Raw genomic sequence first — 12,765 nt, forward strand, 5'->3', positions numbered from 1 at the left:
GATAATCGGTTTTTATCGAATTATCACTAAAACGCGAAATATCTAACAATTCTGCTGTAGGGGACCTCCAAGGGCTAAAGCCCCTTCCGGCCCCTGAGCAGCGCGTTAAATTCAACTTTATTTCCTGACAATCTTAATTAAACACATTCTTCCAGAGTGTTTTTTTTAATATAACAAATTTATAGTTGCTGATTTTGAAAATATTTTTCATGGTTTGAACTGCTGAAAAGTGTATCAACAATATAAGGTAATGGACTCTTGATGAATTTAATTCTTCCCATTCCCATATAATTGATTTTTAAGTCCGAGGATAAAGAAACTGTCTATACCAGATGTAGTATTCTGGAAATATTTAAAAAAACCGGACTGGTAGAAGAAGCGCTCGGTGATTTGTTGAATTTGACATTCCTGGTTAATTATACCATTATGTTGCGAGTCGCCTTTCCCTCTCCGATCCCAGGGTCAATATCTGTCTGTGCGGTCCCAAGGATATGGACCAGATGCAGACCGCATTGACCGCCCTGGAAAAAGGACCGCTCACTCAGGAAGAAACAGATACAATAAATTTTTAAAACCATAAGGAGACAAAAATGGATCTTTCTTCATTGAACATTGAAAAAATTATTGACACCCTTACGCTTTGGGCAACCACCTATTCCGTGAAAATTATTGCAGCTGTTCTGATTTTTATCATTGGGAAATGGCTGGCAAAAAAAGTCAGCAATGTGTTTATCAAACTATTGGAAAAAAACAAGGTGGATGCCACCCTGACCCGTTTCCTGGAGAGCATTGTTTATTACACCCTGCTGATTGTGGTATTAATTGCAGTTGCCGGACAGCTGGGGATCAATACCACCTCATTTTTAACCATTGTGGGTGCGGCCGGCCTTGCCATTGGCCTTGCCCTGAAGGACTCCTTGTCCAATTTCTCCTCGGGGGTCATGCTGATCCTCTTCCGGCCCTTCCGGGTTGGGGATTTTGCCACCGTGGGCGGGGTCACAGGAAATATCAAGAGCATTGACATTTTCAATACCACTTTGAATACCCCGGACAACCAGCGGGTCATCGTTCCCAATGCCAATATCACCAATGATGTGATCACCAATGTCACTGCCAATGATACCCGCCGGGTTGACCTGACCATCGGCATCGGGTATGGGGATGATGTTTTAAAGGCAAAGCAGGTACTGGGTGAAATTCTCAAAACAGAAAATCGGATACTTGAAACCCCGGCCCCGAAAATTGCAGTATCTGAACTGGCCGACTCCAGCGTGAACTTTGTGGTCCGGCCCTGGGTAAAAACCAGTGACTATTGGGATGTTTATTTTGATCTGACGGAAAAGATAAAACTCACCTTTGATCAGGAAGGCATCAGTATCCCCTTTCCCCAGCAGGACGTCCATCTTTTCCAGGAGAAATCCGGCACAGAGGCCTAAATTACAACATTAAAAGTTGTGCTCAAACTGGCCAAAGAAAAAACCACTTCCGTGATGGAGGAGTAAAATCAATAGAACACCTTTACCGGAATAGGGTGAAGGTGTTCTATTTTTAAACGGTTTTGAAAAAGTTGACATCAATAACACAATTATTTTAGAAAAGGAGTTTAAAATGGGTATTTTGTCATGGATCATTATGGGTTTAATTGTAGGTGTACTTGCAAAATGGATAATGCCGGGAAAGGATCCTGGTGGTATTATAATAACAATTTGTATAGGGATTGCCGGTGCATTTTTGGGCGGGTTCATTGGCTCTCTTTTGGGTATTGGAGATGTTTCGGGTTTCAATCTGATTAGTTTTATACTTGCAATTGGCGGTGCAATCCTTCTGCTTATTTTATATCGGGTAATTAAGAAATAAAATTTCAGTATATTTAAAATAATATGCAATCCATCAAATCATACGAACGCTTGTCCGTTGGCTGCTAATTCCTATAATATTCTTTTACCTAAAAGCCGTTTTTTTGGGACAAGAGCGCTTCAATTACTTAAACAAATGAATAGGAAATGACATTAACAAAAAAAGTAGGCGTAGAATTTATTGGTACATTTTGGCTCGTGCTTGGGGGGTGTGGTAGCGCCGTTCTTGCCGCTGCATTCCCAGATGTAGGCATTGGCCTATTGGGAGTTGCCCTGGCTTTTGGGTTGACCGTATTAACAATGGCATTTGCTATCGGCCATATATCTGGTTGCCATCTTAATCCTGCTGTTTCGATTGGTCTTTGGTCAGGAGGAAGGTTCTCAACCGCTGAACTTGGTCCCTACATCATCGCACAAGTAGCGGGTGGTCTTGCTGGAGCTGCTATATTGTACGTTATTGCTACCGGACAAGCAGGTTTTGATGTGGCTGCTGGATTTGCATCGAATGGCTATGGAGAACACTCTCCCGGTGGGTATAGTCTGACTGCCGCACTGGTAACCGAAATAGTTATGACATTCATGTTTCTAATGATTATTTTGGGTGCAACAGATAAACGTGCACCACAAGGGTTTGCTCCTATCGCTATTGGACTTGGCCTTACTCTTATCCACCTTATCAGCATACCCGTTACGAATACATCCGTTAATCCAGCGAGAAGCACTGGTGTTGCGATATTTCAAGGGGGCTGGGCAGTATCTCAATTATGGCTTTTTTGGCTTGCTCCTATCGTGGGTGCTGTTTTGGCCGGGATTGTTTACCGATGGCTTGAAGTTGAAAAAAATATTTAGAAGACAGATGCACTCGGATGCCAGAAAGCAGTCAAGCATTATCCTATCGGATACTGTAACCGGAGCCAGAATTGTCAGAAATACCAATTCGATTCGTAACAATTTGGAATAGAAAATATTTGTTTTAAGTAATGAATTTTGAGATAGTAAAAAGCGAGTCTTTTGTCTATATACAGTCGCTGTAATCCTTTGTTCAAAGCGAGTTTAGTTGGTTTTCCAGTACTTATGAGTACCCGGGATACTGCAGCGACTATATGTATTCATAGGGCTCAGTTCTGACAATATTTGGGAACTACTATATCTGGTATCTTATGCTTTTCCAGAATAGAACTTTCCATTCAAATATATGAACCGCAGGCATCATTTCTGGACATTCTTCCAGAGTATTTTTTATATATTCATCATATTCTGAAAAATTACCGCATACATTTAAAACCGGTTCAATTGGGAATACCGTCCCTTTCATTTTTTTCTAATTAAAAGTCATGAAAAGTACGAATAAAAATAGACCAGTCCCGAAGGGTATTTACATATCTGGCAGGGGCTAAACAACAACATCCTTATCAAGGATGTATGAAATGTCTATTTATTGTTCGTCAGAACTTGAGTCGCAGGCCACCAAATAATATTTTTCCAGAGCCTGTCGAAGTTTACCAGCCTGAATACTTACAATCGGGTTTGAATTGGGATCAAACTCAACCCCTCGATGGAAAACCTCAACCGTTATTGTGTATCATTTAAGTTCATTAGACCTGCCGTTGCTCGTTTCTGAAATAATAAAATCAAGAAGCTTGCGCTGATTGGCATGGCTGTCGCATGAAACTCGGGACTGTTCATAATCCTTTCAAGCTGCGTTGTAACTTTATCAGAGTTTTGGATATGGGAGATTTTTTTTATCCTGTGGTACTTTGTTCACCTTACTACTCCTAATAGTGAAGAAAAATGCTATTTATATATCATCTTATATATAAGGACTTAATACACCCTATTTTATTTGTCTAATTAACTCAAAAATACTAAGTCCTTTTACAATTAGTGTTCGAGATTTTATAGTTCCGGAACCAGGGGGTTTATTATGTCCCGTACAACGTTTTTTATACGACAGATACTCACAAAGATCGGAACGGGAATGTCATAGGAACTTTTGTTTTCGACACAGGATCTAATCTGGGTGAACCAGGAATCAAAAAAATGAAAAATTATGTAAAACAAAGGAATCGGTTAAAGTGCGTGCAGATTTTGGCAGTCCTGATCAGTTTCATGCTCATGGGGGGGGGCTGGCCAGTTGATGGCGCAGGGGCCAATCGATAAGTTCAAGACGGGTTTCAGCGGTTATATCCAGCCAGCCGTCGGCATTGGGTATTCAAAATCCATCTCCGATGTCAGCGATGATACCAAACAAATCGACTCCCTATATCAGGATGCCAATATTAACTTTTACGATTCAACCTCGGCAATTGTCTCACTTGGACTGGCATGGCGGTTTTAGTATCGTCCCCAATACGGAGGTGCAATTATGTTTAGTACACCAAATCCGGAATTCATTGAAGTATGTAGATTTAAAAACCAGAAAGAATTCATGGCCGATCTCAAGCGAGTATACAAAGCAGTAAAAAGGATTTGGTTGAAGCCTAACTGGATACCTTTGAAAATAAAGGGTTCCAGCAACCCACTCCAGCAAATAGTCAAATTCTCCGACGTGACTTTTTGAAGGCCCATTCTCAACATAAGTTTAGAATTTATTAACTATAAATTGAATATCAAAGTGTTGATTTCAAAACCCTTTTAATAAAAAGGTATTGAACTTGAAAAAAAAAATATACACAATTTAATATAGACAAACGTTAGGAGTAATAAAAAAATGATTTTTAGACTTATCATATTCATGGCATTCAATTTTGCGGCACTTGCAATAGGAGGATTATTTACAAGCAAAGGCGTGCCGTCTGATTGGTATGTTGGTATTGTTAAAGCCCCTTGGACCCCTCCTGGTTGGGTCTTTGGAACCGCATGGACTTCAATCATGATTTGCTTTGGTGTTTACATGGCATATTTATGGCCAGTTATTGAGGATAAAAATATTCTTATTCGCTTATATGCCCTTCAATGGATATTAAATGTAGGATGGAATCCAACTTTCTTCTATTACCATAATGTTTTTGCCGGACTACTTCTAATAACTGTTCTTACTGCACTTATTGGATTCTTCCTATTCTTTTATTGGCCTGAATTGAAACTAAAATCCACTCTAATACTGCCATATTTCATTTGGATGATAATTGCCACATCATTGAACGGGTACATTTTATTAAAAAATTAAATTAAATTTGGAAATGAACTATTTATAACAAAAGATAAGATGATCGTTAACTTTGGGCAAATTGAAGCGGAACTATAGGAGAGTAAAGTATGATTCAACAGAAAAATGAATTCAGCCCTGATTATGCTTCCGTTGAAGTTAACCCTGTAGTCATGAATATGAGCTTTAGATTTAAACTAAGCATATGTATTTTCCTTTTGATTCTTGCAATCGCTCCGGCGTATCTGTGGGCCCGGGAGCAAACGTCTGCAACTTCTGGACTGGCTCCGGTCAACCTGGAGCAGTTCCCAACCATAGAGACTCGCCATATGATGAAAGTTTCCGTCGACGGTTTAGATTGCCTGGGAAAATGGTCACACATGCGAGACTTTTGGCCGATCGACAAGCAGAATGTGGTGCACATGAACCGTGATACGCTATATTCGTCACGAATGCTCGACCTCTCCGAACCGGCAACGATCATCAAGCCCGTTACCCAAGGGCGCTACCAATCGATACTGGCCGTCAACGAGGCCCATTTTGCCAAATTAAAAGTTTATGAGTCCGGTGAGTATGAACTTACGCAAAAAAAAATGGGAAGTCGCTATATGGCTGTTATAACGCGGACACTTGTTGATGCGGAAGATGCCGTCGATCTGGCCCAGGCACAAAAGGCAGAGGACAAACCTTCCACCGCCAAAAAAGAGACCGCGGCAAAAAATTTCCTCCAGCGTGGATGGTACACCGATCAAGGTGTCGAGTTGCCACGGCCTTTTGGGATTGGCGTGAACGCCATATTCATGGAACGGGATATCACCGTCACTGATGTAAGCTTAAAGATAGGCAATCTCCCCCCAAAGAGTATTTCCGACCGTTTCGACTTCGAGGTAAGCAACCGAACCATTCTATCCATGATGCGTTTGGATGCCTGGGTATTGCCTTTTCTGGATGTATACGCCATGTTTGGTGAGACCCGAACAGACACATCCTTGTCAACGACATTCGAACTAAGTCCTTCGCTTGGTTCTCCGGTTCCAGTGACAATCGAGACCGATCAGAAGGTCGACGGCCCCCTTTACGGCGGAGGTGCAACGGCGGTCTTGGGCGGTGATATATGGTTTGCTATGGCCGATGCCAACTATTCACGATCCGATCTTGACACCTTTGAGGGCACCCTTGATGCCTGGTTTCTCAGCAGCCGTCTCGGCTGGCACCGCACGATCAACCGCTGCCAAGTACAGCTGTGGGGAGGGATCGGCTACATCGACGCTAAGCGGACTCTGACCATAAAAACCGACCTGCCGATTTTCGGCCCCACGACCGTCGAAGTGGAGCAGGAGCCGACAGATCCACTCACCTATCAACTCGGCTGCAGGCTGAGCCTGAACCGCCGCTTTGATGTCATGGTAGAGGTGGGTAGCAATTTCGATGATGCCCGCATGCTGGTCCTTTCGGGAAACGTTCGTTTTTAAACCGATTGCGACGGGCCGCTTTTTTTAAACAAGGATGAAATAAATCAATCTTCCGCGAGCTGCTATGGCGGACTGGGAGATTACATCGCTGAAAGGATGGCTATGATTGTGATATGTTTTTTAAAAAATAATGAGGATTCGACTGCTGCCCTGATGACCTTGGGACTGTGGATCCTGGTGCTGGTTTTTTTGTTATGTTCCCCGCTTGAAGCCGATGCCGCGGGTGAGGTGAAAGGTCGGCAGCAAAGCAAGAACTATGTGGTGGCGCCGATCGTGGTATCCAATCCGGCCATCGGCACCGGTGCTGGGGCCACCGGGATGTTTTTTTACGATGTCGGCCACCATGAAGAGGGGACGCCGCGGTCCAGTGCCCAGCTTGTGGGGGCCTATACCCATACCGATTCCTATTTTGTAGGGCTCTTGAACAGCCTGCACATGCTTCAGGATCAATTGAGAAGCAAAGCCGGCCTGTTCCATGCGGGGATAAAAAACGAATACCGGGATCCACTCGGCGGTGAAGCCGATTTTTCTACTGACATTTTGGCCGCTTATATACAGGCAACCTACCGAATAAAGGGCAATTGGTTTCTCGGCCTTCAGGGAATAATCTCAGACGTCCAATATAGGCCGGACACCCCCCAAGACGCCGATTATCTGGATCGGGTCGGGGCTGCGAACACAACTTCCGGCGGGATCGGACCGGTTGTTTCGTATGATTCCCGGGATAACATCCATTATCCCTGTTCGGGAACCCTGGCCGAAGTAAAAGGTTTCTACAAACCTTCATCCTGGGGCAACGAGGCGAATTATGCCGTCGGCGATGTCGCTGTCAATCATTACATCGGTTTGACCGAGAAACACATTCTGGCCCTGCGCGCTTACGGCCGCACCGGTACTGAGGACACCCCATACACGGACAAATCCCGCCTCGGGCAGCAAAGCGACCTGAGAGGATTCAAATCCGGTGAAATTTCCGGCCGGACCCTGTTGGCTGGCCAGGCGGAAATCCGTTGGCAGATTACCGAGCGATGGGGTGCGGTGGCCTTCGGTGGCCTCTCGAAATTATGGGACGACGACCTGCAAGCACTGATTACCGAGGATATCTATTACAGTGGCGGTGTCGGCATCCGATTTATGCTCAACACCGATCAGAAGATCAATTTCCGCGTCGACGCCGCCGTCGGCAATGGAGACAACAAAGGGATTTACGTTGGTATCCGGGAAGCATTCTGATGCATTTTAATCGGTATAAACGCGGGTCAATAAATCCGTCTTAAATGATGATCAATATGAGTTTAAGTGCAGATAAAATATTTCGGGATCATAAAATGGGAACGATTCTTGAGGAAAGGGAGCTGATCCTCCCCCGATATTGTAGACACTCAGTTAATTCAACTTTATAATAACTCCCATGCCCCCGAGGAGCACAACAAAAAATGAAAAACTCTGACTAAAACGCCAAAGGCGTTGGACCATTTATAATGGCTTTGGAATTACTTCGTTTAAAAAATCTTTTATATAAAAATTATTAGGAAAATGGTTGTATTCTTTAGATAGAAAAAAGCGAGCGCTTTGTCTATTTGGCTTAGAATAGGAACGTTTTCTGGAGTGTGAATTGGTATTTTAAAGACTCAGTCCAAATCAATTATTGGCACCCCCTACATATGGTATACGATGTATTTTCAGTTTTGAAATTCCAATTCAAATATATATCCCACGAGCATCATCTTTGGCGATTCTTCCAAGTGGTTTTTATAATATAACAAATTTATAGTTGCAGATTTCAGAAGATTTTTTTATGGTTTGAGTTGCTATGTAGTTGAGTCCAATTTAGTTGGATGGTATTTTGGAAAATTTAATTCTTCTCGTTTTCATATAATTTTCAAAGCCTTCTGAATAAAGTTTGACTCCGCGAATATACATGTCGTTGGAGTTGTAACGTTTAAATGCATATTCCTTACCTCTTTCTTTGTATTTATGCCGTTTGAGATAATTTGCAACAGAGAAGATTGCATCAGGAATGGTGTTTAGATCTATATTACCATCTCTGTCACCATCACCAGCAAATTTCATTGAAGCAGGCATAAATTGTGGGATACCTATTGCTCCTGCCCAGGAACCTTTTACCGTTTTTGGGTCAAACCCTTTGGTTTTAGCTTGCATCAATAGTTGAGATAGATTGTTCAACGCTCTTTTTTTTATCTTCTTGATACGTTTCAAAGCAACTGCTCTTTCCATTGCACCATCTTTTTGGTAGTAGCCTTTTTGATATAGCTCAAATTCAATCTCATCAATATGGAAATATTGATTGGTGAATATTTTAAACACATCATATTCACCTGTGTATTGGCCAAGACGTGATTCCCAATTTAATATTGCGATAATATCTCTTGCTTCTACTCCGGTTTCTTTTTCGGCATATTCAAAATATTGTTTATGTTCTTCATAAAAAACCTTCCCTTTTTTAATTGAGTCTTCGTTGACTAAAATGGGAACCCAATCCTTATGATGTTTATTTTGCTTTTTGATTGACAAAGGAGATGCCGAGAAAGCGAGTTTTTTAAAATATTTACCCTCAGGCTTTATGTCTTGTTGATTTGTAAACAAATCATTGAATTCTTTTTCGGAGTAATATTTTTTAACTTTTTGATATAAGTTATAATATTTTGCTGAGTATTCTGCTTCTAAGTTTATAAACGCCTTTTTATAAATTAAATCCGATAAATTAAAGTTAATCGATTTTTCAGTTAAAGCCGCTACTGAAGATGATACCCAACCTTGATGTTTGGGTGCTTTGATATAATACCAAAGCCTGTCACCTGCCAATTTAGTACTAATAATTGTTGCCTTGTCGCCTTTAGATAATACAGTAATGACATTCCTTTGAGAAGTATCAGGTGCACTTCGCAGATTACAATTAGTTGCGGAGATACTTATCATGATCCCGTCTAAGTAAGGTTTCGCAGACAAAGATACGTATACACAAAGAAAGAAAAGGATCAATACGATGACTTTTATCCCTGTTGCATCTTTCATTGTACCAGTTGCATGTTCCATATTGATCGAATAGCAAAAATTTGTTTGATTGTAAAATATTTCGGTTTTGATAAAGACAGATCCCGCCCGTAAGGACAAACCTTCCGTCATTATGTGGCAACAAATTTGCGTTATAATTTTAGGATGGATCTGGATCATGTCGCCCGTTTGTTAGGAGACACACAGAAAACAATAAGCTCCAGATATCTTCATCCAACCGCTGAAATGTTGCACAATTTAATTAATAAAGCATCCGGTTGGTAAAAATTTTTTTTAATATCCCCGAGGGGATTAACTTGGGGATTTCTTTTTGATATAAAGGCTTTGAACACTGCTTATGCAAATCTCCAATTGCGTTGCCAGTTTATTTATTGTCGTTTTCTCGCATATATTCAAATATTTGTTTACATAAATTTTTTACATTGATAATGATCTCTATGTCAAAATTTTAAATCGTTTCGGGTCAGATACCAAATTGTTTTTTGTGATGTTCAGAGACGTACAATTACTTGAAAAGAAGTTAAAAATGAATGCATCGACTTTAATGTGGGGAGTGATATTTGGATCAATCGGGTTAGGCTTTTTTGTTTATGGAAAAAAGCAAAACGCTATTATTCCGCTTCTTAGCGGTATCGGGTTAATGGCGTTTCCATATTTTATTACAAATCTATATATTCTAATCCTTTCCGGTATTATTTTGATAGCATTGCCGTATTTTATTAAACTATGAATCTGGAAACATTTTACGGGATCTGAGCAAAATAATTTATTAACTTTTTTTCAGAATCAACGATAACAACAATAAAACGTAATGGGATTTTGATTCATTTGATTATGTCTTTTCCCATATATTTGAATGTCTATTTACATAAATTCTAAACATTGCTAATGATTTACAGATAAAAATTTTAAGCGTTTCTGGTCGGATATCATTAAAAATTACACAGTATCCAGATCAGCACACTAACTTTTTCACGGCGACTGCGTCACCATTATTTTATGGCAGTGACTGCTCCTCCATTTCGCCATGTTTATATTATTAGAACATTTTTGCGGCCAATGGAAAACTATCCTGACACATCAGGTTTGCTAAAGATTTTGGATAATTTACCGATATTTATATTGAATTGTAAAAAAAAGTAACCATATTTATGCTAAATACAAAGTTGAACAACATACTGGAGCACAGGTCAATGAAAAAGGATAGACGAGAGTTTCTTAAATCAGCAGGGAAAATGGCTGTATGGGTACCCCCGGCACTTGTGGTTCTTACCCACACCCGTGACGCACTGGGTGCCCAGGTGTGGAATTCAGGAAAAGGGAACCAGGATCATCCCGGCCAGGGTAATGGTGGCCAGGGATATAAAGGCGGAAACGGACAAAATAAAAATTGATTCCTGACATCTGTAAGGGATCATTTATCTTTTTAAGGGAAAGCCATGATACCTGGCAAGTGGATTCATCCCATTGATTTTGAAAACCTTCTCCTTCTATTCAACCAGAAAAACAAAAAACTTGTTTCCCTAAATCCAAGTGCGAAAGTTCTATGGCAAGGACTCCAGTCGAATATTCCTGTTAATGAAATCGTAGATATTTTAGCCAGTTCATCCAAAGCTGATGTGAAACAGGTATTATCTGATATCGAAAAGATTATTTCCCAGTGGCAGGAACTGGGCTTTTTTGACGTCAACATAGGAAATGCCAAGGGTTGGGTAAATGATAACACAGGTAAAAACCAGTTTTCTGAAAACCGGCTGACTTTAGCAGATATTCCTGTTCCGGCCACCAGGTTCAGGTGTCAGTTTCAGCTTGGAAACATCATTTTTAAATTTTCCACACCAGATAAGAATGTATTGAACCAGATTATTCCTTATTCAAGTCATTTGCCAGTTGGTGGTCCAGCTTTTCGGAGCATGGATCTTGTGGCAGGGAAAATCCGGGAACAATATGTTTTGTTCAAGGATGGTGTGCAAGCGGACAGTTGCATGTATATGAATGAGATTGTGCCCATGATCCATGCCGGAATTTTGTTGTCTGTGTATAAAAATTCAGAAAAATGTGTGGGTGTTCATTCTGCCTTTGTTGAACGGAATGGGCAATCTGTTTTGATCCCTGGAAAATCAGGCAGTGGGAAAAGTACCCTGACTGCTGCTTTAATTCAATCCGGATTCCAGTTCAGTGCCGATGATTTGGTTTTTTTGCTCCCGGAGCAAGGAAGGGCGCTGCCGATTTCTTCGCCCATGGGTCTAAAAAAGGGGTCATGGAAGGTGATAGCGGGACACGGTTATTGGCCTGAAGATTATCAGACTCACCAACGGGCTGATGACCAACAGGTCAAATATATTTTCCCTCCTGAAAGGCAGATGTCTCGGTTTGACCGGTTTAAGCCAGCCCATGTCCAATGTATCATCTATCCTGAGTTCAGACCGGGAAGTTCGTTCTGTTTTGATTCTATTACTCCGATAGAGAGTATTTGTCTGCTGGCTGAGGCCGGATTTTGCCTCCCTGACACATTTGGAAAAAAGGATGTGCAAAAACTCATGGAGTGGATCACCATGATACCGGCCTATCAATTGTGGTATTCACGGCTTGATGAGGCGGTCAATGCGGTTTGCCATATCTGCTGACCTGTCGTTACCCAAAAGATTGACGGCAGATTTGAAAAAAAAAGATAGACAGGTATTAGAATTCGCAGGATAGGCTGAAGTGGAGACTTAGGTTGGAAGATTCTTCTTTTACGTCATGAAGAGAAAATTACGGTGACACCTACTTAATTCAAACAAGTAAAATGTTGCGGTCAGTGCGCCGCGAGGCGCACAGAGTAATATGGAATGCAAAAGCCATACTGGCAAAGTTTAACCAACAACCAGGAACCGAGTCTTGTGCGGTGGGCGGACTGTCGAATCTCAATGGAATTGATTGGCGAGATAAACGGGAACAAGCACCGTAAAGCGTAGACAGGGAGGTAACAGGCCGTAACCAAAGTGAAAGGACATGTAGCCCCGAAATCGCATAATATTTGAAGTGGCCGACTCAATTGTCCGATGGGGAAGGCGGAATCAGACTATCCGAATTGGTGAGGGTGGTATGGCACTTCCGGGGTTTTCACCTGCAGCATGTTACCCAAGGACTCTGTGTGAACGCGGGAGACCCGCTGACTTCAGAACGGATTCTGTAGAGTCAAACAAGCCCTGAAAGTTAGGATGACTCGATGAGCCAGCGGGAGTCGGATCAGCTGATAGTACTCTGAGCA

Annotated in this window: 11 protein-coding genes and 1 pseudogene; 11 read left to right on the forward strand and 1 reads right to left on the reverse strand. The window is 41.6% G+C overall.

From position 1 onward, the window contains the following. The first annotated feature begins 590 nt into the window (after positions 1 to 590). The 8 genes and pseudogenes from ACZ45G_RS15005 to ACZ45G_RS15040 all read left to right on the forward strand — a co-directional run bounded on the left by ACZ45G_RS15005 (position 591) and on the right by ACZ45G_RS15040 (position 7,709). Complete coding sequence (locus ACZ45G_RS15005) at positions 591 to 1,436, forward strand: mechanosensitive ion channel family protein (RefSeq protein ID WP_464179494.1); 846 nt, start codon at positions 591 to 593, stop codon at positions 1,434 to 1,436. A gap of 172 nt (positions 1,437 to 1,608) precedes the next feature. After that, positions 1,609 to 1,857, forward strand: coding sequence for a GlsB/YeaQ/YmgE family stress response membrane protein (locus ACZ45G_RS15010; RefSeq protein WP_464179496.1), 249 nt, complete (start codon positions 1,609 to 1,611; stop codon positions 1,855 to 1,857). 146 nt (positions 1,858 to 2,003) lie between these two features. Further along, positions 2,004 to 2,705 carry an aquaporin Z gene (gene aqpZ, locus ACZ45G_RS15015; RefSeq protein WP_464179498.1) on the forward strand — a complete coding sequence of 234 codons (702 nt, stop codon included), beginning with the start codon at positions 2,004 to 2,006 and terminating at the stop codon, positions 2,703 to 2,705. A 1,288-nt stretch (positions 2,706 to 3,993) separates the two neighbouring features. Further along, a complete protein-coding gene (locus ACZ45G_RS15020) occupies positions 3,994 to 4,194 on the forward strand; it encodes a hypothetical protein (RefSeq protein WP_464179500.1) in 201 nt (66 codons plus the stop codon). Continuing rightward, positions 4,193 to 4,317, forward strand: a pseudogene (locus ACZ45G_RS15025) (transposase); the annotation flags it as partial. The gene ACZ45G_RS15020 and the pseudogene ACZ45G_RS15025, both read left to right, overlap by 2 nt. A 249-nt stretch (positions 4,318 to 4,566) precedes the next feature. Then, positions 4,567 to 5,025: a TspO/MBR family protein gene (locus tag ACZ45G_RS15030; protein WP_464179502.1), complete on the forward strand. Its 459-nt coding sequence runs from the start codon at positions 4,567 to 4,569 to the stop codon at positions 5,023 to 5,025. Between the two features lie 89 nt (positions 5,026 to 5,114). Beyond that, a complete protein-coding gene (locus ACZ45G_RS15035) occupies positions 5,115 to 6,476 on the forward strand; it encodes a DUF1254 domain-containing protein (RefSeq protein ID WP_464179504.1) in 1,362 nt (453 codons plus the stop codon). A gap of 102 nt (positions 6,477 to 6,578) precedes the next feature. Then, positions 6,579 to 7,709 (forward strand): BamA/TamA family outer membrane protein, encoded by a 1,131-nt coding sequence (locus ACZ45G_RS15040; RefSeq protein ID WP_464179506.1) that lies wholly within the window; start codon positions 6,579 to 6,581, stop codon positions 7,707 to 7,709. A 597-nt stretch (positions 7,710 to 8,306) separates the two neighbouring features. Here ACZ45G_RS15040 and ACZ45G_RS15045 read toward each other — a convergent pair. After that, a complete protein-coding gene (locus ACZ45G_RS15045) occupies positions 8,307 to 9,512 on the reverse strand; it encodes a lytic murein transglycosylase (protein WP_464179508.1) in 1,206 nt (401 codons plus the stop codon). A 526-nt stretch (positions 9,513 to 10,038) separates the two neighbouring features. Between ACZ45G_RS15045 and ACZ45G_RS15050 the strand changes: the two genes are divergently transcribed. The 3 genes from ACZ45G_RS15050 to ACZ45G_RS15060 all read left to right on the forward strand — a co-directional run bounded on the left by ACZ45G_RS15050 (position 10,039) and on the right by ACZ45G_RS15060 (position 12,139). Further along, a complete protein-coding gene (locus tag ACZ45G_RS15050; protein WP_464179510.1) occupies positions 10,039 to 10,242 on the forward strand; it encodes a hypothetical protein in 204 nt (67 codons plus the stop codon). Positions 10,243 to 10,705: 463 nt separating this feature from the next. After that, the gene (locus ACZ45G_RS15055; protein ID WP_464179512.1) at positions 10,706 to 10,906 is read left to right on the forward strand and encodes a hypothetical protein; all 201 of its coding nucleotides are present in this window, start codon (positions 10,706 to 10,708) and stop codon (positions 10,904 to 10,906) included. A gap of 45 nt (positions 10,907 to 10,951) precedes the next feature. Further along, complete coding sequence (locus tag ACZ45G_RS15060; RefSeq protein WP_464179514.1) at positions 10,952 to 12,139, forward strand: PqqD family peptide modification chaperone; 1,188 nt, start codon at positions 10,952 to 10,954, stop codon at positions 12,137 to 12,139. Positions 12,140 to 12,765: the final 626 nt, after the last annotated feature.

The organism is Desulfoconvexum algidum, from assembly GCF_055382125.1.

Coding starts and splice junctions, on each gene's coding strand:
- ACZ45G_RS15035 (WP_464179504.1), top strand. CDS start 5,115: ATGATTCAACAGAAAAATGAATTCAGCCCTGATTATGCTTCCGTTGAA.
- ACZ45G_RS15045 (WP_464179508.1), bottom strand. CDS start 9,512: ATGAAAGATGCAACAGGGATAAAAGTCATCGTATTGATCCTTTTCTTT.
- ACZ45G_RS15005 (WP_464179494.1), top strand. CDS start 591: ATGGATCTTTCTTCATTGAACATTGAAAAAATTATTGACACCCTTACG.
- ACZ45G_RS15060 (WP_464179514.1), top strand. CDS start 10,952: ATGATACCTGGCAAGTGGATTCATCCCATTGATTTTGAAAACCTTCTC.
- ACZ45G_RS15010 (WP_464179496.1), top strand. CDS start 1,609: ATGGGTATTTTGTCATGGATCATTATGGGTTTAATTGTAGGTGTACTT.
- ACZ45G_RS15030 (WP_464179502.1), top strand. CDS start 4,567: ATGATTTTTAGACTTATCATATTCATGGCATTCAATTTTGCGGCACTT.
- ACZ45G_RS15040 (WP_464179506.1), top strand. CDS start 6,579: ATGATTGTGATATGTTTTTTAAAAAATAATGAGGATTCGACTGCTGCC.
- ACZ45G_RS15050 (WP_464179510.1), top strand. CDS start 10,039: ATGAATGCATCGACTTTAATGTGGGGAGTGATATTTGGATCAATCGGG.
- ACZ45G_RS15020 (WP_464179500.1), top strand. CDS start 3,994: ATGGCGCAGGGGCCAATCGATAAGTTCAAGACGGGTTTCAGCGGTTAT.
- aqpZ (WP_464179498.1), top strand. CDS start 2,004: ATGACATTAACAAAAAAAGTAGGCGTAGAATTTATTGGTACATTTTGG.
- ACZ45G_RS15055 (WP_464179512.1), top strand. CDS start 10,706: ATGAAAAAGGATAGACGAGAGTTTCTTAAATCAGCAGGGAAAATGGCT.